General features: G+C 44.4%; 19 protein-coding genes. 16 read left to right on the top strand and 3 right to left on the bottom strand.

The genetic code is table 11. From position 1 onward, the window contains the following. The first annotated feature begins 315 nt into the window (after positions 1–315). The 15 genes from QUA56_RS31790 to QUA56_RS31720 all read left to right on the top strand — a co-directional run bounded on the left by QUA56_RS31790 (position 316) and on the right by QUA56_RS31720 (position 18,888). Positions 316–3,063, top strand: coding sequence for a polysaccharide biosynthesis protein (locus tag QUA56_RS31790; protein WP_333366530.1), 2,748 nt, complete (start codon positions 316–318; stop codon positions 3,061–3,063). An 86-nt stretch (positions 3,064–3,149) separates the two neighbouring features. Next, positions 3,150–4,454 carry an oligosaccharide flippase family protein gene (locus tag QUA56_RS31785; RefSeq protein WP_333366527.1) on the top strand — a complete coding sequence of 435 codons (1,305 nt, stop codon included), beginning with the start codon at positions 3,150–3,152 and terminating at the stop codon, positions 4,452–4,454. A gap of 45 nt (positions 4,455–4,499) precedes the next feature. Further along, positions 4,500–5,471 (top strand): methyltransferase domain-containing protein, encoded by a 972-nt coding sequence (locus QUA56_RS31780; RefSeq protein WP_333366524.1) that lies wholly within the window; start codon positions 4,500–4,502, stop codon positions 5,469–5,471. A gap of 33 nt (positions 5,472–5,504) precedes the next feature. Continuing rightward, positions 5,505–6,662, top strand: coding sequence for a glycosyltransferase family 1 protein (locus QUA56_RS31775; protein ID WP_333366521.1), 1,158 nt, complete (start codon positions 5,505–5,507; stop codon positions 6,660–6,662). A 28-nt stretch (positions 6,663–6,690) separates the two neighbouring features. Further along, the gene (locus QUA56_RS31770; RefSeq protein ID WP_333366518.1) at positions 6,691–8,022 is read left to right on the top strand and encodes an O-antigen ligase family protein; all 1,332 of its coding nucleotides are present in this window, start codon (positions 6,691–6,693) and stop codon (positions 8,020–8,022) included. 120 nt (positions 8,023–8,142) lie between these two features. Then, positions 8,143–9,312: a hypothetical protein gene (locus tag QUA56_RS31765; protein WP_333366514.1), complete on the top strand. Its 1,170-nt coding sequence runs from the start codon at positions 8,143–8,145 to the stop codon at positions 9,310–9,312. 3 nt (positions 9,313–9,315) lie between these two features. Beyond that, a complete protein-coding gene (locus QUA56_RS31760) occupies positions 9,316–10,512 on the top strand; it encodes a glycosyltransferase family 4 protein (RefSeq protein WP_333366512.1) in 1,197 nt (398 codons plus the stop codon). Then, on the top strand, positions 10,509–11,660 hold the full coding sequence (locus QUA56_RS31755; RefSeq protein WP_333366509.1) for a glycosyltransferase: 1,152 nt from the start codon (positions 10,509–10,511) through the stop codon (positions 11,658–11,660). The genes QUA56_RS31760 and QUA56_RS31755 overlap by 4 nt, the downstream gene beginning before the upstream one ends. A gap of 3 nt (positions 11,661–11,663) precedes the next feature. After that, a complete protein-coding gene (locus QUA56_RS31750; RefSeq protein WP_333366506.1) occupies positions 11,664–12,611 on the top strand; it encodes a GDP-mannose 4,6-dehydratase in 948 nt (315 codons plus the stop codon). A gap of 89 nt (positions 12,612–12,700) precedes the next feature. Further along, positions 12,701–13,774: a FemAB family protein gene (locus QUA56_RS31745; protein WP_333366503.1), complete on the top strand. Its 1,074-nt coding sequence runs from the start codon at positions 12,701–12,703 to the stop codon at positions 13,772–13,774. A 53-nt stretch (positions 13,775–13,827) separates the two neighbouring features. Beyond that, positions 13,828–14,589: a class I SAM-dependent methyltransferase gene (locus tag QUA56_RS31740; RefSeq protein ID WP_333366501.1), complete on the top strand. Its 762-nt coding sequence runs from the start codon at positions 13,828–13,830 to the stop codon at positions 14,587–14,589. Between the two features lie 238 nt (positions 14,590–14,827). After that, positions 14,828–15,538 (top strand): sugar transferase, encoded by a 711-nt coding sequence (locus tag QUA56_RS31735; RefSeq protein ID WP_333366499.1) that lies wholly within the window; start codon positions 14,828–14,830, stop codon positions 15,536–15,538. A gap of 245 nt (positions 15,539–15,783) precedes the next feature. Continuing rightward, positions 15,784–16,674, top strand: coding sequence for a phytanoyl-CoA dioxygenase family protein (locus QUA56_RS31730; protein ID WP_333366496.1), 891 nt, complete (start codon positions 15,784–15,786; stop codon positions 16,672–16,674). Beyond that, entirely contained in the window at positions 16,671–17,744 is a 1,074-nt protein-coding gene (locus QUA56_RS31725) for a FemAB family protein (protein ID WP_333366494.1), read from the top strand. The genes QUA56_RS31730 and QUA56_RS31725 overlap by 4 nt, the downstream gene beginning before the upstream one ends. Before the next feature lie 7 nt (positions 17,745–17,751). Beyond that, complete coding sequence (locus QUA56_RS31720; protein ID WP_333366491.1) at positions 17,752–18,888, top strand: DegT/DnrJ/EryC1/StrS family aminotransferase; 1,137 nt, start codon at positions 17,752–17,754, stop codon at positions 18,886–18,888. A gap of 174 nt (positions 18,889–19,062) precedes the next feature. On the opposite strand, the gene QUA56_RS31715 is transcribed toward QUA56_RS31720, so the two are convergent. Next, on the bottom strand, positions 19,063–20,361 hold the full coding sequence (locus QUA56_RS31715; RefSeq protein ID WP_333366488.1) for a HEAT repeat domain-containing protein: 1,299 nt from the start codon (positions 20,359–20,361) through the stop codon (positions 19,063–19,065). A gap of 222 nt (positions 20,362–20,583) precedes the next feature. On the opposite strand from QUA56_RS31715, the gene QUA56_RS31710 reads away from it, so the two are divergent. Beyond that, positions 20,584–21,453: a lipid kinase gene (locus QUA56_RS31710; RefSeq protein ID WP_333366485.1), complete on the top strand. Its 870-nt coding sequence runs from the start codon at positions 20,584–20,586 to the stop codon at positions 21,451–21,453. Positions 21,454–21,855: 402 nt separating this feature from the next. On the opposite strand, the gene QUA56_RS31705 is transcribed toward QUA56_RS31710, so the two are convergent. Then, positions 21,856–23,421: an FAD-dependent oxidoreductase gene (locus QUA56_RS31705; RefSeq protein ID WP_333366482.1), complete on the bottom strand. Its 1,566-nt coding sequence runs from the start codon at positions 23,419–23,421 to the stop codon at positions 21,856–21,858. Positions 23,422–23,658: 237 nt separating this feature from the next. Next, positions 23,659–24,717: an RNA-guided endonuclease IscB gene (gene iscB / locus QUA56_RS31700; protein WP_333366480.1), complete on the bottom strand. Its 1,059-nt coding sequence runs from the start codon at positions 24,715–24,717 to the stop codon at positions 23,659–23,661. Positions 24,718–24,725 lie beyond the last annotated feature (8 nt).

Below are 24,725 nucleotides of genomic sequence, written 5' to 3'. Positions count from 1 at the left end.
ATATACTTTTGTTAAAAATAAGTAAAGAATTATAAATTTAGGAGCGATGGAACCAGTAATAGGAGAAAATAAATGCAGCAAAAATATCTAAAAATTGAATAAAAAATCTCTGAAAAAAAAATAGGAGACGGGACAGATTCTTGGTAATCGCCTTAATGATATCAATTGAGTGATGCCCGATTAAAAGGCTGATGAACTTCAGCGGGCAGGGTGGTATAAAAAACCTCAGCATTAGGTACTATATCTAGTTGCGGTAAAGTTTGTGTCTAATAGGGTGTGATGCATAAAAACATAAAAAAACTCAGTAAAGTGTTGGTGGGATTAAGAACCCGTCATTTTTTGACGATCGATGCAATTTGTTTTGCGATCGCACCGTTATTGGCTTTGGCAATTCGTTTAGATGATACATTGACTCTGGCTCCCTATCTACACAGCCTAGCGGTAGTTACAGTATTATTTTTAGCACTCAAACTTATAGTATTTTATGCCGGCGGCTTCTACAAGCGTTACTGGCAGTATGCGGGTCTCGAAGAAATGGCACAAATAGCGATGCTGATAGGTATATCCCTAGCAGTGGAAATTATCTTGTTCCAACAACTATACCAGCTAAATAATTCGCCGATCGGCAATCTGCCGCGATCGCTGCCGCTACTAGACGCTATCATCAGCTTTTTGTTAGTTGCGGCCATTCGTTTCAGCATTCCAGCCCTCGAAAGATGGCACCAAAAACCGTGGAAAGTTCAGCAACGCGATCGCATCCTGATAGTCGGTGCGGGCAGTGCAGGCACATCTCTGATGCAAACGATGCAGAGGAGTCCGGAGGTAGGACTCGATCCAATCGCTTTCGTTGACGACGACCCCAAAAAAATCACCAAGCGGATTCGCAAACTGACTGTAGTCGGCAATCGTTATAGCATTCCCGAAGTAGTTCGATCGCTAAATATCGGCAAAGTCATGATTGCCATCCCCTCAGCTCCGGGAAAAGAGATTAGGGAAATCGTAGAAATTTGCCAGTCCATTGGAGTTCCAACCAGCACCCTCCCCGGCCTCAATGAAATCATCAACGGTCGCGTCAGTTTAGGTAGCCTCAGAGAAGTACAGATTGAGGACTTGCTGCGCCGCACCCCCATCGAAACTAATATCCAGAAAGTCTTGGGATTGATTGGAGGCAAGAAAGTTCTAATTACTGGTGCAGGCGGTTCCATCGGCAGCGAACTTTGCCGGCAAATATTAAAGTGCGAGCCAGCCGAAATCATCGTCGTCGGACACGGAGAAAATTCTGTATTCAACATTCAACAAGAACTAACAAAAGTCCTGTACGAGATCAAAAAGACAAGCAAAACCCAAACAGATATTACTCGCCTGACAGCTTTCATCGCCGACATTCGTTTGATCGATCGCTTAGAATACGTTTTTGAAAAAATCAGACCAGACATGATTTTTCATGCGGCGGCTCACAAACACGTACCCATGATGGAATTAAATCCGCCGGAAGCCATTACTAACAATGTGCGGGGGACGAAAAATCTGCTGGATCTGGCATTGAAATATAATGTGCAACATTTTGTGATGATTTCCACCGACAAAGCGGTGAATCCAACTAGCATTATGGGAGCTAGCAAAAGAGTTGCCGAAATGCTGGTGCTGCAAGCAGCGAAAAAAACCAAAAACCCGTTTGTAGTAGTTCGTTTCGGTAATGTTCTTGGCAGCCGCGGTAGCGTCGTACCCACTTTCAAGCAACAAATTGCTGAGGGCGGGCCGATCACAATTACCCATCCAGATATCTGTCGCTATTTCATGACAATTCCCGAAGCAGTTCAACTCGTTTTGCAGGCAGCAATCATCGGCAGTGGCGGGGAAGTATTCATGCTTGAAATGGGGCGACCAGTCAGAATTGTTGATTTGGCAAATGATTTAATTCGGCTTTCAGGATATGAAGTAGGTAAAGACATAGAAATCGCGTTTACCGGGCTGCGACCTGGAGAAAAATTGTTTGAAGAACTGTTTATTCCGGGCGAAAAATACAATAAAACTAAACATGAAAAAATTCTGAGTCTCGGCAACGCCAGCCGCCTAGTGAAAGAAAATATCCAGCCGGAAGTAGAAGCTCTTTGTCAAGCGGGCGATCGCAATGATGCCAATTTAATAGTCTCAATTCTACAGCAGTTAGTCCCTGAGTACGTACCAGGATATTCAACAGCCAATTTGCACGCAAATACAGCCAAAGAAACAACCGCTCCGGCAAAGATTAACAATGCAGCATCTGTTCAGTTGGAGAATGATTTGCGGGTGGCTCTTGCCAATGAGGAGTTTCGGATTCACTATCAGCCGATCGTATTTCTGGAAACTAATAATATTAGTGGCTTTGAAGCGCTGTTGCGCTGGCAGCACCCGACTCGAGGTTTGCTTTGGCCTGACGAATTCCTGCCAGCAGCAGAAGAAACGGGCTTGATTGTTTTTATTGGCGAGTGGGTACTGCGACAAGCTTGCAGCCAGATGCGAATTTGGCAGTCGCAATTTGGTCTTGAGTCTCCTTTAACAGTCAGCGTGAATCTGACTAGCAAACAGTTTTTCCAAGCTGACTTAATCAAGACGATTGCCAAAATATTGAAAGAAACAAATCTCGATGCTTCTAGTTTGAGGTTAGAAATTCCTGAATACGTTGTGACGGAAAATTCCGAGTTGGCTGGGTCTGTTTTCCTCAAACTTAAAACTTTAGGGTTGCAAGTACAAATAGACCACTGCGGTCTCAGTGATGTATCATTAACTCACCTCTACCAATTGACGCGACTTAAATATGGAAAATTCGACAGTTTGAAGCTAGATTGCTCTCTGGTCAGCGGGCTGGATGCTAACAACGACAACTTAGAAATTCTTTATAAAATTATGGCGATCGCTCAGGAGTTAGGTATGGGCATGATTGCCACAGGAGTAGAAACGAGATGGCAAATAGCTCAGCTCAAAGCTATGAAGTGCGTCTACGGACAGGGATACTTTTTCTCGAAGCCTGTAGAATGCGCGGCGGTAGGGAAATTGATAGGGGCTAAGATTGCTAAAAGTTGATCTGGCATTTGTTAAGAATTTTTAGGGAAATACACGATTTTGAATTCACCAGCTAGCAAGCAGGTAATTAGCTACTAATGCAACAGTTGAAACCACTAACATTGCGCCGGAATTTTTCCTGGACTTTCACGGGTAATCTCGTTTATGCTGCTTCCCAGTGGGGGATGTTGGTGGTGATTGCTAAATTGGGCAGCCCTGAAATGGTGGGTCAATTTACCTTGGGTTTGGCGGTGACAGCACCTGTTATCATGTTTACTAATCTGCAACTGCGAGGTGTCCAAGCGACGGACGCGAAAGGGGACTATGTTTTTAGCGATTATCTGGGTCTGAGGTTAATTGGAACTGGGTTAGCACTGTTGATAATTGCGGGAATTACGCTCAAAGCTGGATATCGGTGGGAGACTTCGCTGGTGATTTTGGCGATCGCACTGGCGAAGGCCTTCGAGTCGATCAGCGACGTGTTTTACGGACTGATTCAACAACACGAACGGATGGATAGAATAGCGATCGCCCTGATGATTAAAGGCCCTTTATCGCTGTTACTTTTAGGCATCGGAGTTTGCCTGACTGGGAGTGTTGTAGGGGGAGCGATCGGATTAGCAGTTGCCTGGGGTTTAGTCCTATTCGGCTGGGATCTTCGCAATGGTAGATTAATTTTAAAGAATTCCTCGCATGGGAGAGAGGAAGCAGATTTATTAGTTGCCGATGCTGAACCTGCAAACAGTCAAAATCCCTTGTACCCGCGCTGGGATGGAAAAACTTTGGGCAAGTTAGTTTGGCTTGCTTTACCTCTAGGTTTTGTGATGATGTTGATTTCGCTGAATACTAATATTCCTCGATACTTTATCGAGCGATATTTGGGCGAACGCGAACTGGGCATTTTCGCTGCCATGTCTTACCTGATGGTGGTTGGGCAGATGGTAGTGAGTGCGCTAGCGGAGTCTGCAAGTCCGCGACTGGCAAAATATTATGCAGCGGGAAATAGCACTGCTTTTGGCACACTTTTGCTCAAGCTGGTGGGGGTTGGCTTGATGTTAGGTGCGGGAGGCGTTTTTGTCGCGGTTGTTGCCGGCAAACCAATCTTAACTTTACTTTATAAACCGGAATATGCCGATCGAGCAGATTTGTTCGCGTGGCTGATGGTGGCGGCAGGTATGGGTTATGTTTCTTCCTTTTTGGGTTACGGGATGACGGCGGCTAGATACTTTCGGGTTCAAATGCCTTTGTTTGTTTTGGTAACGGGGAGTTGTGCGATCGCTTGTTTCTGGTTAATTCCGACACAGGGAGTCCGAGGGGCCGCGATCGCGCTGATCGTTGGGGCGATCGTTCAAGCAAGTTTTAGTTTGGGGGTTATCCTTTATGCCCTCCACAGACTCGAAAAGCACAAATGATCCACTCTGTTTAGCTTTGTACTAAATAACTTAGGAATTAAATCAATGCAATCTGAAATCAAACTACCTGCCACCATTCAACCGCTACTTTGCTGCCCCAGATGTAGATCAAATTTAGGATTAATCAGTAGCGAACAATACAAATGCAACAATTTTGAATGTAACTTGTTATTCCCGGTAAGAGATGGCATACCAATTTTGATCGATGAGGATGCCAGCATATTTTCTATTGATGACTTTTTAAGCCGTCACAATACATATTTTGATTTAGCCCCCAAAAATCCTGTTAAACAATTCATAAAGCGATTCATTCCTGATACAAGTAGGAATATAAAAACAGTCAATCACTATCAAGATTTTGTGAAACTTTTACTGACTAAATCAAATTCACCAAAGGTTTTAGTGCTGGGTGGAAGTATATTGGGAAAAGGAATGAAAGTTGTGGTGAAATATCCAGAAATTGTATTAGTTGAAAGTGATGTTTCCTTTGGCGATCGAACAGATGTTATCTTGGATGCACATAGCATACCCTTTAAAGATGATTCATTTGATGGTGTAATTGTACAGGCAGTTCTTGAACATGTAGTTGACCCTCAGAAATGTGTAGAAGAAATTCATAGAGTCTTAAAAAAAGATGGGTTAGTTTATGCCGAAACGCCATTTATGCAGCAAGTACATGGAGGTTGCTATGACTTTACTCGTTTTACTCACCTGGGGCACCGTCGCTTATTTAGAAAGTTTGAGGAAATTGAGAGTGGAGCTGTGTGCGGACCAGGAATGGCGTTAGCTTGGTCTTACAGTTATTTTCTGTTGAGTTTTACTAAATCAAAATTTGTGAGAATTTTGCTTGATATCTTTGCAAGATTTACCTCGTTTTATCTGACGTATTTTGATGAATTCTTGATTGACAAAGCAGGAACTCTTGATGCTGCATCAGGGTATTATTTTATGGGTCGAAAAAGTGATTCGATTCTTTCAGATAAGGAGTTGATAAAACTTTATAAAGGAGCGTTTTGAAGTTGAAGCCTAGGAACTTGGAGAGAGCAAAGTATGACATCAGTTGATCGACAAACAATCCGTATCCTCCACGTCGTCGGGGGCATGAACCGGGGTGGCGTGGAAACTTGGCTAATGCACGTTTTGCGAAATATCGATCGCGATCGTTTCCAGATGGACTTTGCAGTTCACACTGAGAAACCCTGTCCTTACGACGACGAAGTGCGTGCTCTTGGCAGCAAGATTATCCCGTGCCTCGATCCTGCAAAACCTTGGCTTTACAATCGCAACTTTAAACGAATTCTACGCGAATACGGGCCCTATGACATTGTTCACAGTCACGTTCATCACTTCAGCGGTTACGTTCTTTGGTTAGCAAAACAAGCCGGCATAGCTGTCCGCATTGCCCAAAGTCATAACGATACCTCCTCAGTTCAGGCAAAAGCAGGATGGTATCGGCGCGTGTATCTAGCTTTAACAGAATGGTGGGTCGATCGCTACGCAACAGTTGGTTTAGGAGTTAGCTACAAAGCAGCCGCGTCTCTATTCGGTTCAGCATGGTCAACCAATCCGCGCAGGCAAATTCTTTACTATGGCATCGATCTAACTCCGTTCCAGTCTCCTGTCAATTCGGTTGCTATTCGGACTGAATTGGGTTTACCTGCCGATGCTTTTGCGATCGGTCATGTAGGCAGATTTATCGAACAAAAGAACCATGTGTTTCTGTTGGAAATTGTGGCGGAAGTTGCCAAACGAGAACCGAGAATGCGCCTATTACTGATAGGTGACGGTTCGCTGCGCCCAGAAATCGAACAGAAAGTGATTCAGCTTGGTTTGACAGACCGTATTATTTTCGCAGGTCTCCGACCTGACGTACCCCACTTAATGCTAGGTGCTATGGATGTATTCCTTTTGCCATCTCTTCACGAAGGGTTGCCTTTAGTATTGCTAGAAGCACAAGCGGCTGGACTTCCCTGTATTTTTTCCGATGTCATTACCGAGGAAGTCGATATTGTCAAGCCTCTGGTGCGGCGAATTTCCTTGTCGCGATCGGCATCGGATTGGGCAGAGGCAGTTTTGTCAGCACGAGGCGATACATCAGCCATTACCCAATCGGATGCCCTAGGGGTTTTAGAAAAGAGTTCTTTCAGTATTGAGATGAGTGTAAAAGAGCTGACCAAAGTCTATCAGGCTAACTTTCCTAGCTGCTAGCGCTAGTCATTTCTCCTAATTTCCTTTTATGTTAGACGTGCTGTTCTGGTTTAGCTTTTTCTATTGGACGGTGCTACCATCGACCAAAACTCCGTGGTTTGAAATTGAATCGATACCTGTTAACGGCAAAGACATACTTCTTGTGGTAGTCGCTTGCATATTCTTGTTGTGGCCAAGGATGAAAAAACCCTCAAGTACAACCTTACCCAGACGGGAACATCTAATCGCCACCTTCCTCCAACCTTGGCATTATCACTTGCCAATCTTGACAGTTAGCCTGATATTTTACGCTACGCTATCCCTTCAAGATAGTCGCATGGACCCGCGCGACGCTAAGGGAATGATCTGTACCCTGATCTTGACAGCATCCAGCTTTTTACTTGGCTATAATGCGATCGCAAAAAGACCGGCCGCATCTTTACGGTTATTTCTCTGGCGACTTACAGTTGGTTTAGCTGCGGTGGGGCTGTTATACACAGTCACATCTTTATCATCCTTCCAGTTTGCAGGTGTAAGAAGCGCGCTAATTAACGATCCGACCGTGCGGGTACAAGGCCCGCTGTTTGGGTCAGATGATGGATATTTTGTGCTAATACCAGCGTTGGCATTTGCGATTCAAGAGCTGATTCAAACTCCTACCCAACGTTTATTTAAGCTTACCATTATTTTTATTTTAATGCTGACTCTAATCGGTCTTGGGTCGCGGGGCGCAATACTAATTATTGGTGTATTTCTTTGTTTGACTATTTTATTTAATAAAAATAAGAAAATGGCTGCTCTTGCTGCTCTGGGAGTAATTGTTTTCGTAATGATAGCAGCAGCAATAGTCTTTGCAACATCAAATAGTGGCGATCGCTTGCAGTCCTTGGAAGACTCATCCCGTTCAGATACATACTCAACCTCTTTTAAGATTATTAGTAATCGTACTAACGACTTGAATATTTTTGGTTCTGGTTATGGCTCTTACTGGGATTGGTATATTCTAGATATTGAGGATGGTTCAGATGTAGATGGAGGTCGAACTTTCAAAGTAATACGAACTTCCTTCGGCCCGATTTTATATCACCCTCACTCAACTTTTTTGCTCCTAATTGTCGAGCTGGGAATGGTGGGTTTCCTATATTTTGTGTTTTTGTGGACTGTATATGCTCGTCTCTTACTTCGAGATTCAAGAAAATTGGTATTTCCAATTTTTGCCTGTGGAATGGTTGCATCTGGATTTTCCGTATTTATGAATTTTTTTATTTTTAGGCTGCAAATACTCAGTTGTCTGTGGTGGATTTTCCTATTCGGTGCTTTAGCGTTGAGTTCAAGTGCTAGTCCCTATCAAACACAAAATACTATTCCTCCCCATGAGTGATCGCTGTTAACAAGACAGATATTACAGACTTTAAACAGGTAGCAACACGATCGCAGACGAACTTAACCAATGAGTAGCAATAACAGAAAAAAAACTAATAAGTCTCCTGGCAAAGCAATTATGGTATTATCTGTTTTGTTGATTTCAGTTGTTTTTTATTTCAGCTCGTGCAGTAGTGCTAAGATCGGCTTATTCTGTGCGGATGATGTCCCCGTTATTGCTAATAGAACTTCGACGAGAACAGAAGTTCGTGCTGACGGTACTGCTATGGTTAACGGTAAACCATTTTTTCCCTTTGGTTTTTATCACGTTTCATCGTCATCTACTGCGGAAGTTCGCCTCAATCATCTACGGGAAATTGCAGCGGCAGGGTTTAATATAATTCACGCTTCTTTCAAAAGGTTTGAAAAGTTTGACGACTATGAAAAATTTCTAGATGAGGCCGAGAAAATCGGTATTTACGTCCTGACTGAATTTGAGTTAGTGCCAACGGTTGACCCCATACAAGTTGTCAATAAATTTAAGGATAAACCAGTTATTTTGGGTTGGAGTATTGCTGATGATGTCGATAGTAATAAGGATGGATTTACGCCGAATCAGATTTTAGATTTACATTGTAAATTTAAAACTGCCGATCCCGCTCACATAACCTATATTAGCGGTAGCAAAGAAAAGAAAATTGCTAATTTTATCAATACGGCTGATGCCATTGGCGTTCAAGCTTATCCTGTAGGAGAAAATCTTCCCTTAAATACGGTTAAATATATGATTTCTATTGCTCGCGATGCCGCCCCAAAAAATCGCTTAATTATTGGAAACGTGCAGTCATTTAGATGGTATCATGAAGGGGCAAAAGTACCAAATTTTGATGAAATACGTAATATGACATATCAGGCAATTTTGGCTGGTGCAAAAGGAATTATTTACTACACTTATTACGATGAGGAATGGAGTTTGCGAGAGCATCCAGATTTATGGTTGGGAATCAAATCTTTAGTGCCAGAAATGCAAGCAATTAGCTCGTTCTTGCTAGACGGAGATTTGAAAAATATTGAGACGGGGGTAAAAAACCTCTTGGCAGCAATTTGGTTGTATCAAAACCAAACTTTAGCTGTTGTCATTAATACCTCATACGATCGCATTGCCGATCTGGCAATAACACTTCCAGAAAATGTCAGAGAAGCACGACAGATTTTTCCAGATCGCGCTTCTGGTATGAGCGTTAAAAACGGTCAACTCACTGGTTCGCTAAATCCCTTAGATGTTCGCGTTTATAGTCTGAGAAACTAATTTATGAATGTTGTTGTTGCTCTCGAACATCGATTCGATCGCACTCCTGACGGAAAGGTGTGGACGCAGGTAGCGTTTCCACATTCCTTCTGGATGCGTTACTTAGAAGTTTTCGATCGCGTGCTCGTGGTGGCGAGGGTTCTGGAAGTTGCTTCAGTGTCTGGCGACTGCAAACGCGCAGACGGCGAAGGGGTTTCCTTTGCAGCCGTACCATACTACATCGGCCCTTGGCAGTACCTCCAGAAAGTCTCGCAAGTCCAGCGTGCCGCCAAAAATGCAGTTGCAGCGAACGATGCGGTGATTCTGCGAGTTGGTTCGCAGGTAGCTTCTTGCATTCAACCGATGTTAAGCAAGATAAATCATCCGTATGCCGTAGAAGTCGTAGCCGACCCCTATGATGTCTTCGCGCCCGGTGCAGTTAAACATCCCTTGCGCCCGTTCTTCCGCTGGTGGTTTCCACGCAAGTTGAGGCATCAATGCGCTGGGGCTTGTGCTGCTGCCTACGTTACAGAAGGTGCCCTGCAACGCCGATACCCTTCTGGGTCTGGGGCGTTTTCAACCCACTATTCCAGTGTTGAATTGCCAACTTCGGCTTTTGCTGCTGCACCCCGTTTTGACGATCGCGACAAGCAATCTTTCACCCTGGTTAGTGTCGGCACGCTGGCTCAACTCTATAAAGCCCCAGATGTCCTAATTGATGCTGTAGCTACCTGCGTGCAGTCGGGATTAAACCTGAAGTTGGTTTTGGTGGGAGATGGCAAACATCGGTCAGAATTGGAGGCGCGAGCCCAGGCCCGCGGTATAGCCGATCGGGTTTGTTTTCTCGGCCAATTAACTGCTGGCGATGCTGTACGCGCCCAGTTGGACAAAGCAGAGCTTTTCATCCTACCTTCCCGCCAGGAAGGCTTACCTAGAGCAATGATCGAAGCGATGGCCCGATCGCTCCCGTGCATCGGTTCTACGGTAGGTGGCATTCCCGAACTGCTGCCGCCGGAAGATATGGTGTCGCCTGGTGATGCGACTGCTTTGGCTCATAAAATTCGCGAAGTGGTGACGAATCCAGAACGCATGACTCGGATGTCGGCCCGCAACCTGGAGAAAGCCAAAGAGTATCGAGATGAAGTGCTGCGGGAAAGGCGGAATCAACTTTACCGCTTCGTGCGAGAGCAAACAGAAGTTTGGTTGAGAGAAAAAAAATGAACAAACTATTGATAGTAACGACGATCGCACCAACTCTCCGCGCTTTCTTCGCACCCATTGCCCGCCACTTGCGCGAGATCGGTTGGCAGGTAGACGGGATGGCTAAAGGAGTTTCGACTTGTCCTGAATGCTTGCAGGCATTCGATCGCACCTGGGAAATCGACTGGTCCCGAAACCCCACCGCGCCGCAAAATCTGCTGGTTGCGCCGCCACAAATGCGAGAAGTGCTAGCACAGCATACCTATAACTTGGTAAATGTCTCCACACCCGTGGGGGCCTTTGTCAGTCGTTATGTTCTCAATGATTTGAGAAAGCAGGGAAAACTCAAGGTGATCTATACGGCCCAAGGTTTTCACTTCTACAAAGGAGGTTCACCGCTCAAAAATGCAATTTTTCTGGGGCTAGAAAAGCTGGCCGGGCCTTGGACTGATTGCCTAGTTGTCGTGAACCGCGAGGATGAGGAAGCGGCCAAACGCTGGCTGGTTCCCGCTGAACGAGTCCGTTATATACCGGGAACTGGGTTGAATGTCGATCGCTACAACCCCTTGGAGATTGCTGAAGCAGAAATACGGAGAGTGCGCCAGGAATTGGGACTATTACCGGATGCGCCACTGTTTTTGTCGGTTGCTGAGTTAATTCCCCGCAAGCACCCCCAGGACGTTTTAAAGGCTTTCGCTCGCTTGGGAAGACCAGAGGCACACTTAGCCTTTGCTGGCCAAGGACAAATCAAGGAGATGCAGCAGTTGGCCTGGAAGCTTGGAGTGGAAAATCAGGTGCATTTTTTGGGATTTCGTCGGGACATTCCTGTTTTGATGCGGGCCTCAGCAGCAACAGTGCTGGCTTCTGAGCAAGAGGGGCTTCCCAATTGTGTCATGGAGTCGCTGTGCCTGGAAGTTCCGGCGATCGGTACAGATATTCGCGGCACTCGCGACTTGCTGGAAGGAGGTTGCGGCCTTCTTGTCAAATTGGGAGATATCGAGGGGTTGGCTCAGGCTATGGCTTGGGTGCTCGATCGCCCTCAAGCAGCTCGCGAAATGGCACAGCGCGGTAGGGAAAGCATACTTGCTTACGAACTCCAGAACATCCTGAAGCAATACGAGGCTTTGTACGCTGAAATCAACAACCAACAATTAACAATTAACAATTAACAAATGACTAATATAGTTACAGGCGCGGCAGGTTTTATCGGCTCTCACTTAGTAGAAACTCTGTTAAAACAAGGTGAAAAAGTTATCGGCATTGATGAAGTCAACGATTATTACGATCCCGAATTGAAGAGAAAAAATCTCGCTCATTTTACCAAAGATCCAAATTTTCAACTGCTGGAGGACAATATTTTATCTTTGGATTGGCGATCGCTCTTAGCTAATACAGAAGTCATTTACCACCAAGCAGCGCAAGCAGGCGTCCGCGCTAGTTGGGGAGAAGGTTTCCGCAGCTACACCGAGCGCAACATCAATGCAACTCAGGTACTCTTAGAAGCAGCAAAAAATGCACCGCAACTGAAAAGATTTGTACTAGCTTCTTCTTCATCGGTGTACGGCAATGCTGAAACTTTCCCTACCAGCGAAACTGCCTGTCCTCAACCAGTTTCTCCCTACGGAATTACTAAGTTAGCCGCTGAATGTTTGTGTTCGCTTTATTATCACAATTTCGGCGTTCCGGCAACCATGTTGCGCTATTTCACCGTTTACGGGCCTCGCCAGCGTCCCGATATGGCATTCCACATATTTTTTAAATCAATTTTGCGCGGCGAAGCGATTTCAATTTACGGAGACGGACAGCAAACCCGAGACTTCACGTTTATCAGCGATTGCATTGCTGCTAATGTAGCTGCGGCTAAAGTTCCAGAAGCTGTCGGCGAAATTTTCAATATAGGAGGGGGAAGTCGAGTTGCTTTAGCAGAAGTTATTCACACAATGGAAAACATTGTCGATCGCCCGATTCGCATCAATTATCTAGCATCGGGAATAGGAGATGCGCGCGATACTAGCGCTGACGTATCCAAAGCTCAGAAAATATTGGGATATCAGGCACAGGTTTCTTTGAGGGAAGGGTTGAGGCAAGAATGGGAATGGGTGCAGTCTTTGTATGCTTAGGGCGTACTTAACCTACTTGACAGATGCCGCTACCGGAAGCGATTCAACCGAACATGAGATCGATTTTTTTTTTTTTTGCAGATTAGAAAATGAATGTTCAAGTAATTAGTTTATCAGACTCTTTGTGGTTAGAGACTCTGGAAAAACTTCGCCACGATATCTATCATTTGCCTGAATATCTATATTTGGAGTCTATTAGGAACAACGCCCTAGCAGAAGCTATTTTGATAGCTGAAGATGACAAAATATTTTTTCTGCCTTATTTGTTGCGTCCGTGCGATCGCATATTTGACCGACGTTTAACAACACAAGAAGTTTTTGATGTTGTCTCCCCTTATGGTTATCCGGGAATTTTGTTGAGCGAGAAGGCAGCTAGCACGAAAGAATTTTTAGATTTGGCAATCAATCAGCTAATCTCTGCATTAAGTGCCAAGGGAGTGTGTTCGGCATTCTTTCGGCTGCATCCGATACTTAACAGCGGCTTCAATGATTTTTTATCTCCTGATATTTGCAACCTAAATGGAGCAACTGTCTCTGTTAATTTGAAACTATCTGAAACAGAAATATGGAGTCAAACTAGACCGGAACATCGTACCAGTATTAATAAGTTGAAACGTTCTGGAATGACTGCTAGAATGGTTCCATTTCAGGAGTATATCAGCGAGTTTATTTCAATTTACTATGAAACAATGGATCGGGTAGGAGCTGGGCAATCGTACTATTTTGATGGTGAATACTTTTCGGATTTTTATAAATTAGGTAAAAAAGTTCACTTGTGTATAGTAGAATTAGAGAATAAAGTTACTTGTTCGGGGATATTTACCGAGTGTTGTGGCATAATTCAATATCACTTGGGAGGAACCCGAAACGAATTTTTAAAACAAGCACCCAGCAAGTTTATGTTCGATTATATTCGATTTTGGGCTAAAGAACGCGGCAATGAAGTTTTGCACTTGGGTGGCGGTGTTGGAAGTGGCAAAGATAGTCTATATCATTTCAAAGCAGGTTTCTCTAAGCAGACGCATACCTTTCTGACGCTGCGCTTAATTATAGATGAAGAAAAATATCGCCATCTGGTTGAACTGCGGGCAAAGTCTTTAAATACGGAGGTTGAAAAACTACTGAGTACAAATTTTTTTCCGGCTTATCGCTGTTCAAAATAAAGTCAAATAAAATTAAAATCTTGCACCATTTTTGAATAACACTTGAAAAGCATATGTCAATTATCAATAACAAAGAAGTTTACAGTACAGTAGAGTTTGAGGCTTGGGCAGATAAAAAAGGTCTCAATGAAGCCGAAAAGTATCTAATTCTCAAATATTTAAATAAAAATGGAAAAACAGTTGAAGCTGGCACTGCTGGGGGAAGAATTCTGCTCGAAATGAAAGATTTAGGTTTTCAATATCTTTACGGTTATGATTATGTGCCTGAGTTTATCGAACAAGCAAAGCAGAGAGAAGCAAGTCAGAGTATCTCTTTTGAAGTGCAGGATGCAACAGATTTAAGTTATGAAACTTCGGGTTTCGAGCAGATAATTTACTTGCAGCAAATTGTATCTTTGATAGAGGAAGAGGACAAAAGATTAAAAGCTTTGAGAGAGGCTTATCGGATTCTCAAAAATGATGGGACAGCACTCTTCTCATTTTTAAATTTTGAATCGAGAATCAAAAGTCCGTTTGTAGTATATTTAGCATATTTAAGTATGTTGAGGAGGTTATCTGGATCGAATCGCTCAATTCAATATATTCCTTGGCTTAAGCTGGGCGGAAAATATAACTTTTTGGCGCTACTCGATCGCGGCCCTTACCCATATTGGTATAAAATACAAGAGGCTCACCAAATTTTGACACAAGTCGGGTTTAAAATAGTTGCCGTTGGTTCGAGTTATCAGATTGGCCAAGGTAAGATGTGTGATGACCTAGAATCCTTGAAAAATCAACCAATTGCAGGGATGCTTTACTTTGTTTGCAAGAAGTAGATTCTAGTACACCGCAGGGTAGGTACACGGCAGTGTCGTGTCTTGAGATATCACACCATTATCAATTTTTAAAGTTATGTAAAGGTAAGCGATCGCCCCAACCAGAGGTTCACAAAAGCTTCATAAAATACCGAAGTTATTTAAAGTTTCTGTAAAGCTGACAGGCTCCATTAACGTATAAACCCCGATACTGCAAAAATCAGGGAAGTACAGTAAATTGCTGTTAGGGTGCAGAATCATGAGTATTTACGAATTACTACCGATCGAATCAGACTCACAAATATCGCAACTTAATCAACGAGTAAATCCCAAAAAAGTCAGCCAATTGGTTAAGTGGGTATTAGATAGATTATGTGCAGCGATCGCCCTTTTGGTTTTTTCTCCCGTAATATTAATAGTTGCGATCGCCATTTACATCCGCATGGGCGGCCCAATCTTTTTCTGCCAACCCCGTCCCGGTAAAAACGGTCGCGTTTTCAATTTCTACAAGTTTCGCACTATGACCAGCGATTGCGATGCTGATGGCAATTTACTGCCCGACGAACAGCGTCTGATACTCCTCGGTCAATTTCTTCGCAAAACCAGTCTGGACGAACTCCCTCAACTCTTGAACGTTCTCAAAGGTGACATGAGTTTTGTTGGGCCTCGTCCTTTACTCGTCAGATACCTCGATCGCTATACTCCAGAACAAGCACGCCGCCACGAAGTTATGCCTGGAATTACTGGTTGGGCTCAAGTCAATGGTCGCAATACTATTAGCTGGGATGCTAAATTCAAACTTGATGTTTGCTATGTCGATAATTGGACTCTGTGGTTTGACTTGAAAATTCTGTTTCTGACAGTATTGAAAGTCTTGAAAAGAGACGGAATTAACCAAGAAGGCTATGTTACATCCCCAGAATTCACAGGTCTGCTTGACGATCGCCAAACTAGCAGTGAGATCCAGTAAGCTGTGGAGCATTTAAACCATTAACGATCCAGGTAAGGTGCGTCATTCGCGAACACTTACTATACATGGGAAACGCTTCTCTACTGACGCACCCTACTATCCTCCTTTAAATGCCGAACAGCTTAGCGGTTCGTTTATTAAAACAGACTAAAGATTTTTGAGAGGAGTCTCAAAAGGACTTAAGCTATGAGCCAGGGGATTTAATCCCTGGCTTGTCTTACTGCCTAATCTAGAAGAAACTAAAAATGGAGAGTTTTACCTACGGTCTTTCGGAGGAACAGCTAGCACTTTTACCTACGGAAGATGATATCGCTTTTTACGAAGAACACGGCTGGTATGTCTCAAAAAAGGTACTCCCAGATGAGCTGATTGACGAGGCAATTTCAGGCAGCGAAAGGTTCTACCGAGGAGAACGAGATGCACAACTTCCCGTCAGCAAAGGATATAGCGACTGGAAACCAGAAGATGGCTGGGATATTGTTCGCAATAACGAATTTGTTTCTTTGCAAAATAAGCAACTTAGCAAATTGGGGCTTCACCCAATAATTGGCGCGATCGCAGCGCGTCTGGCCAGAACACAACAGATTCGATTATTGGACGATCAGCTAGTTTACAAACCACCAACAAAAGATCGTAAAAGTGCAGTCGGGTGGCACGCAGATGGCGCTTACTGGGCAACTTGCAGTTCCCACAACTTGCTAACAGCTTGGATTCCCTTTCACGACTTCGACGAAGCTAGAGGGCCACTGGTTGTACTCGATCGCAGTCACAAGTGGTCTGGTCTCGAAGATGTGCGGTTTTTCAATCACACAAACCTGGAGGATTTTGAAGAAAAATTTCGCCAAGAAGGAAAGCAAGTGGTAAAAATAGCTATGACATTAAAAAAAGGTCAAGTAAGCTTTCACCATCGTTGGACGATTCACGGCAGCTACCCCAATAACAGCGATTCTTTCCGCTTAGCAATGGGAGTCCACCTCCAAGATCGGGCAAACCACTATCAGCCTTTTTGGAACAAGCAAGGAAAGCAGATTCATATCTTTGACGAAGTTTTGTGTAGAAAATTGCCCGACGGCGACCCGGATTTCAGCGATCCAGCAGTGTTTCCCGTCTTGTGGTCGGAAGAAGATAGACTATGAATGTTCAAATCATCGATATACAAAATACTTTGTGGCTGAAAACTCTGCAAAAACTGCGCCACGACGTTTATGATTTGCCTGAGTACGCTGCTTTGGAATCTAGCAGAACCAATACAACTCCTGAAGCTGTTGTGATAGTTGACGGCGACAAAATTTTCTTTGTACCTTATTTGCTGCGTCGGTGTGATGACATCCTGCCTCCAGAATCAACATCCGAGGCAATTTTTGATGCTGTCTCACCCTATGGATACCCTGGAATTTTATTAAGTGAAGCAGCAGCTAACACTCCTGGTTTTCCTGATTTTGCCATGAATCAACTGACAGGTGCGTTAAAAAGCAAAAGTGTATGTTCAGCTTTTTTTCGGCTGCATCCAATCCTTAACTGCAAGTTTAATGAAATTTTTGAGCCGGGAATTTTCACGGTCAGCGGAGAAACTGTCTCAGTTAATTTAAAACTTTCTGAGGCTGAACTGTGGGCTCATACTAGAAGAGGTCATCAAAGTACAATTAATAAGTGCAAGCGACTTGGTTTTACTGCCAAAATGGTTCCTGTGGAGCAATATATGAATGAATTAAAAACAATCTATGAAGAGACAATGAATCGCGTAGAATCGAGCAAATCTTATTATTATAAACCAGATTACTTTGCACAACTGTTCAACTTCGGCGAAGCAATTCATTTATGTATTGTAGAATGGGAAGAGCAAGTTGCTGCTGCTTGTTTGTTTTTTGAATGCTGCGGGATAGTTCAAGCTCATTTGGGCGGAACGAAAACTCAGTTTTTGCACGGTTCTCCTTTTAATTTATTGTTAGATTATGTCCGATACTGGGCAAAAGAACGGGGCAATGAATTTTTACATTTAGGAGGGGGTGTAGGAAGCTCTAAAGATAGCCTGTACACTTTCAAGTCAGGTTTCTCCCGACAAAAACACAATTTTCTTACAGGGCGGCTGATTGCAGACCAAGAAAAATATAATTATTTAGTGGGAGTGCGGGCAAAATTTTTAAACATTCAGCCTGAAGAACTCCTCAAGTCAAACTTTTTTCCTGCCTATCGAGCTCCCAACTGAAGATAAGATGAAAAAACAAATTCTCCTATCAACACCTCACATGGGTTCACTGGAACAGGAGTTCGTCAAAGAAGCCTTTGACACCAACTGGATCGCCCCCGTTGGCCCCCATGTGGATGCTTTCGAGCAAGAATTCTGCCAAGTAGTTGGCGCTAAACACGCAGCGGCTGTTAGTTCCGGTACCGCAGCTTTGCATTTGGCTTTACAATTAATTGGTGTCGGTTCGGGAGATGAAGTTTTTTGCTCGACTCTGACTTTTATTGCAACTGCTAGCCCAATTACTTATCTTGGCGCAAAACCTGTTTTTATCGATAGCGATCGCACTTCTTGGAACCTCAACCCCGACTTGTTTAGAGAAGCGCTTGACAAACGAGCAAAAATTGGTAAATTACCCAAAGCTGTTGTTATCGTACACCTCTACGGTCAAAGTTGCGATATCGACCCAATTCTGGAAGCTTGCAATGCTTATGAAATTCCGCTAATAGAAGATGCGGCCGAATCTCTAGGGGCTAGCTACAAAAATAGATCGCCTGGAAGCTTTGGTAAAATCGGCATTTTCTCATTCAACGGCAATAAAATTATCACCACTTCCGGCGGCGGAATGTTAGTTTCCGATGACCAAAAACTGGTAGAAAAAGCTCGTTTTTTGGCAACACAAGCCCGTGACCCCGCTCCTCATTACCAACATTCAGAAATTGGCTACAATTACCGTCTCAGCAATGTTTTGGCGGGAATTGGTCGCGGTCAATTACGGGTTTTGGAAGAGCGAGTGGAAGCTAGACGGCGCAATTTTGACTTTTACAAACAAGCTTTAGGAAACTTGCCGGGAATCGAATTTATGCCGGAAGCTGCTTTTGGAAAAGCTACTCGCTGGCTGACTTGTTTGACGCTCGATCCGGCCGCTTTCGGTGCAGATAGAGAACAAGTTCGCCTAGCGCTTGCTCGAGAGAAAATAGAAGCGCGTCCGGTTTGGAAACCTTTACACTTACAACCAGTATTTGCTGATTGCGAATGTATGGGCGGTGCCGTGGCTGAAGGGTTATTTGAGTACGGGCTTTGCTTGCCTTCTGGTTCTAATTTAACTGATGAAGATTTAGAGCGGGTGATAAGTGCGATCGCCCAAATTCACAAAGAAAATCGATGATATAGCCGAAGGAAGTTCGGCAAGGGATTCCCTCGACGGATGCAATGGATGTAATATCAACTCCGGTAGCATCGGAATTAATATTACCCAGAGTCAGGACACGGCGAGTGCCTAAGTCCCTACCCCAATTAATTGTAGGGACACGGCAGTGCCGTGTCCTCAGTATTCTTTTGATTAATTTTCTTGCCATTCTTGCAGGGCGATCGCAATTCCCTGTTTTAATCTTGGTTCGAGACTCTCTTGCTTAGCTAAACTTTCTAATTGCTGCCTCGCCTCGATCGCATTTAGCTGTTTGAGCGCAGCCGTACAGTGCAGCCTGATGCTGTTGTCGGCATCTGCTAACAGTTGAATCAGCACATCTAGCGCTCTAATATCTCCTAATTGCCCTAACCCTAAAGCTAAAGATTGTTTGATTGCAGCAGACTGCACGGCGGGATGATTGCTTTCGAGCAAATCGAGCATAATTTCAGCAGCTTTGGCTTTTAATTCCGGCTTTTCCACTCGCCCTAAAACAGCGATAATCTCTTGACAAATAGGAGAGTTTGTGTTATTTAATTCGGCAATTAAGGTTTGCTGCAAATATTCTAAAGCGACTGCGGTTTCGCTCCAGCTTAGGGCGCGCGCAGTTTCGATTTGCAATTCAACCGGAATTGTGGGCGATCGCAGCAATTCAAATAAAGCAGCCGCTGCAGCATCGGTTTTCACTCGCCCGATCGCGATCGCCGCCAGCTTGCAAACTTCTAATCGGATGTCTGAAAGTAAAGGTTTGAGCAAGTTAACTAAATCTAATTCTGCGTCTAAATAGGCGCGCGCGCCGAGAGCTCGCACGGCTTCTTTTCTGACTGCTGTCGCCGGATCTTTGAGCGCTGCTACCAGTACCGGCGGGATGCGGGAGTCGTGAAAGCTGCTCAGGGCCTCGATTGCGGCGGCCCGCACCGCAACTTGAGAGTCTCCGACTACGCTCAACAGCGGTGCGATGGTTTCGGTGCGCCGAATTTGGGCGAGTGCTGCTGTTGCAAACTGTCGCGAGTCTTCTTGCTGCAAGAGAGTTGCGAGGGATTCTATGGCTGTCGGGCCGAAATTCCCTAGGGTTTCTGCGGCGATTTGGCTCAATTCTTCGTCGGAATTTTTGACTAATTCTACTAAAGCTTGAATCACTTCCGGGCGATCGAAGTTTCCGAGGATGCGGGCGGCAAACCACCGGGGCTCTGTGTCTGCGTCTGCGTCTTCGAGCACGGCAATTAAAGGTGCGATCGCGCCATTTCCCAGATTGGGCAATACTTTAGCAATTTCCCAGCGGTCTTGAAAATCGCCCCATTCTAAGGCTTGTATTGCTAAACTGACAGCTCGATCTAAAATGTGTTGTTCCTGCGGCTTGCTGCCCTTGGCTGTCACTTGCTGCAAGCATTCGACTAACCCAGACCAGTTTTGGCGATCGGCAGCGACTTGCCCTTGTTCTAAAATATTAGACATAATTTTAGTTTTGCTTCTTTAAGGAGCTAGGTAGATGGCAGCTAGCGGAGAACGCAAGATACTTTTTAGCAATCTTTTGCTACAATTATCTATTTTTTGACATTTTTGTCAATCCATCATAATTGGTAAAATGGAAATAAAGCATTAATTTGATCCAGTTAAGCCATCAAGCTATACTTTTGGTAATTAAAAACACTCAATATTCCCATTAAAAATCCACAAATGAAGAAAGCTCTACTTTTAGTAAACCAGCACTCCCGAAAAGGGCAAAAGCTATTATCTCAAGCCACTGTAGAATTAGAAGCACGGGGTTTTGAGTTAATTGTAGAGTCTACGGATCGCGCCCGCGAACTTCCCGACACAATTCGCCGCTACCAAAATCGAGTCGAATTAGTCATAATCGGCGGTGGCGACGGCACTCTCAACGCTGCCATAGAAGGTTTGACAGACACCAAGTTACCCTTGGGTATTTTGCCGATGGGAACTGCTAACGACTTGGCTCGCACTCTGGGAATTCCTACAGATTTATCCGCAGCTTGTCAAGTAATTGCCAGCGGTAAAGTTCGGCTCATAGACTTGGGTTGGGTGAACGGCAAGCATTTTTTTAATGTGGCGAGTTTGGGATTGAGCGTGGAAATTACCCAGCGGCTGACTAAAGACGTAAAGCAGCGCTGGGGAGTTTTAGCTTATGCTTTTACTGCTTTGCAGACACTTTGGTCGGCGCGACCGTTCAGAGCAGAAATTAAGGTGAAAAACCAAACTTTTAATGTTAAAACTATTCAAATTGCCATTGGCAACGGCCGCTACTACGGCGGTGGCATGACAGTTGCCGAAGATGCCACAATCTACGACAAGCGACTGGATTTGTACAGTTTGGAAATAAAAAAATGGTGGGAAATCATTGCTTTGCTGCCAGCTATGAGGCAAGGAAATCATACCAGTTGGCCTAACGTTCGCGCCTTGCACGCTCAAGAATTTGAGGTTAATACTAGCAAACGCCGTCCGATTAATACCGACGGTGAAATCACCACTCACACGCCTGCAACATTCCGAGTGATTCCCCAAGCTTTAGCAGTTATAGCTCCTTCATAACTCATAACTAATATATCAGTTAACTGGTTCCCCGGCTCCAGCCTGGGAACCCATATCTAGAGGCTCTGCCTCGGTGCCAAAAATGGAGGATCTTCCTGCAGTTATAGCTCCTTCATAACTCACAACTTATATATCAGTTAACTGGTTCCCAGGCAGGAGCCTGGGAACCCATATCCCTATGCTCTACCTCGCTGCCGAAAATGGAGGCAGAGCCTCGGGATCTGCGTTACCAGGCTGGAGCCTGGTAACGAGTAATAAATTATATTGTGTTGTGGAACAGGCATCTTGCCTGTTCATATATTCGTGGAACAGGCATCTTGCCTGTTCATATATTCGTGGAACAGGCATCTTGCCTGTTCATATATTCGCCACGGGCAAGATGCCCGTGCCACAATTAATCACTTAATAATCGCCTCCAGCGCCATATTGCCACGCTTCAACTAATCGGTGGAAATAGTATTGCTGTCCCGGTGATAAATTTTTTACCTGCGGTTCTACGGCTTTCCCCAAAGGCTGCAATCCCGTATAAATACCTAAATTTACATAATGAACCATCCAATCGAGCAAATTAGCTATTCCAACCTGCGGGATAATTTTCATAACTAATCCGGGATGGCTAATTGCTGTTTTAAACAAGGTTTTTGACAAAGCCGGAAACAGCACGATATCCTGAAGAAACGGTTTGAGTACCGGTTCTCCCAACTCTTCCATTACCTGAAATACGGCAGCCAAAAGTTGATTGATTTGATTGGGGTCTATTTTTTGATTTATCGCTGCACTCATCGAACGCTGAAACAACCAGGTAACTGATAGATTCGGCTGGTACGGTTGCAAAATTGCGAGGGAATTTTTGTCTAGACTGTCGCTTGTCAAAGCTTCGTCAATTCCTAGAGTTAAGCGTTTGAGGTGGCGCACCATTGCGCCGAAACCGCCGAAGCTGAGGGGAGATTGGCTGCCGCTGCTGTCTCCGACTGGGAGTATGCGATCCCAAGGCGTTTTGAGAGGACTTTGGCGATAGCAGGGGAAGAATCCGTAGAGTGCTCTTTGGAATTTTAACTGTTCGAGTTCGACGTTTTGATATTGGGGAAGCAAGCGCAAATATTCTTCAAATAATGTTTCTAAACTGAATCTTTCTGTGTCGGCGTCTATGTAGGTAAATAAGTAGGTTGTGCGGCCGTCTCTGGCTGGAAATGCTTCCCAAAAATATTGGCACTGGTTTTGCATTGGCGTGAAGGATGCAAATATGTCGCCGGTTTCGTTTTGGGGAAATCCTCGAGCGCAACTGCCGACTACTAAACATACGGCGTCGGGTTTTTTGCCTTGTCTTGCTTGGCGGACAATGGGCGAGAAATGTCCCATTGCATCTAAAAATAATCTGGTTTTAAATATTTTTGTAGCAGCTTGTTCGTCGGTACTTGCAGATTCTACTGCGACTCCATCAGGGTGAATTGTTGCTGTTTTAAATGGTGTATTTTCAAAGAGTTTGCCTCCTGATTTTAGAAATCGCTGCTTGAGGGTTTCGAGGAGGTAAATTGGATCTATTCCGATGTTTAGTACGCCCGAAATCCAGATGTCGGGGGTGTTGGCAAAGCTGATGCGGGCTGGGTTGTATTCGGTGGCGATCGCCTTTTCAATCTCTTCAACAGATAGCAAATTTAGTTCTAAGAATGCGTCTAATTCTTTGCGAGAAATGTTCCATTCTTGCTCGCGTCCTCGCAGGATGCCGCGTTCTAGCAGGGCTACTCGCCAACCCCGCACGGCTAAGGCTGTACCGATTAATATTCCTAGGGTTCCGCCACCGATAACTATGTCGAAGTCGAGGGTTTCCAGGGGTTGTTGGCTGTGTTTGACTGTTTGGGGTGCTGGTGCGGTGTTTTGTTTGAGGTTTTCCCAGAGTCGATCGACCTTTCGCAAGCCTCCGAGGGCGTCTCCTGGGAGTTGGGAGAGGATTTGTTCGGTGAGGGACATCGGGTTTTAGTATTAAACAGCGGTTGATTTTCTATAATTTAGCTTAGATTAACATTTCCGACAGTTTCAGGGCTGACGCATGGGGTGGCGAGAATCACGGAGTTTTTATAATCACACAGAGAAACCCGATTTCTGAAAAAAAAACCGGGTTTCTACCCCTCGTCGGTAAGTCTGGGGGTAGTAGCTGTTCGTTCAAATGTGGACATATCTGGTCATTCCTTCCCCTTTGGGTATGTTTTAGGCATAGCTGTAACCATCTTTTCTGTGAACTGCTTTCTTGATGTACTCAAGTTTGATTCCAATCCGTTTCTTTCCTGATTTGGGGTAGATTTCACCGTTTCCATCAGAGTAAGGGCACAACCTAGCGATATAGGTTCCACGGTTAACACCTTTTGGGATAACGGTTTTAACGATATCCCCAGTGCAAAATCCGTGAATCGGTTTCAACGGACGGTACTTTTGCGGATAACCGATTGTGTCGGTTTGACACTTTTTCCTTCCACCTTGACCCGTTGATTTGACTCGCAAAATTTTACAGGTCTTGACTTTCAGAATGTTTGTTACACCAACGCAAGCTGCATCAATCCAATGTTCTTTGGCCAAATGCAGTCTGATCCGATTGAACTTGGTTTCTGCTCCGGTTCCTGTCGTTACAGGTAATTCGAGCATTTTCAACGTTTCAAGCAGTTTCCATCGAGTAGCATTGACAGCAGCAGCGTCTTTCAACGGTGCTTTTGCTTGCTTTAAAATCTTGGAAACGATATCCGGTTTACCTTTCAAGAAATCCTTGATGTCACGATCGCCTTTGTTTTGATTGCATTTCTCACAGGCAATGCAAAGGTTAGAAACGCGATTACTTCCACCTTTGGAACGTGCCTGAATATGCTCGATTTGCAGTGGAACATCAGTCTTACCGCAATAGCAGCAGGTTCTATCGTATTTTTCCAGCAGATATTCACGAACCGAATAACCTTCTAAAGTCCCGGCACGGTAATCGGTTCCAGAGATTTCAGGATTCTCCAATTGCTGCATATCAAACTTGACAAGTTCTTGTCTGATTTCAGCAATTGGAGCAAACTTGCAAAGCCGCTTTACCCATGTTTCAATCGTTTGAACACGGTGCATCAAGCTTGGTGCTAACCAACCTTTCGGTCTTTTCCGATTAAGAAACCGAGCTTTACGGTATCTGGTTTTGCGTTGTCTGCGATTTGATCGAACGGCTCTACGGGGAGCATCCCGATTTTGCAAGTATACAAAAGTATGATAAAATACGCTGCTTTTGGGAAAAGCCAACACTTAGCTTC

The organism is Microcoleus sp. N3A4 (genome assembly GCF_036701805.1).
GTDB lineage: Bacteria > Cyanobacteriota > Cyanobacteriia > Cyanobacteriales > Microcoleaceae > Microcoleus.
The sequence above is the reverse complement of the archived record's forward strand: the minus strand, read 5'-3'. Positions and strand labels throughout refer to the sequence as shown.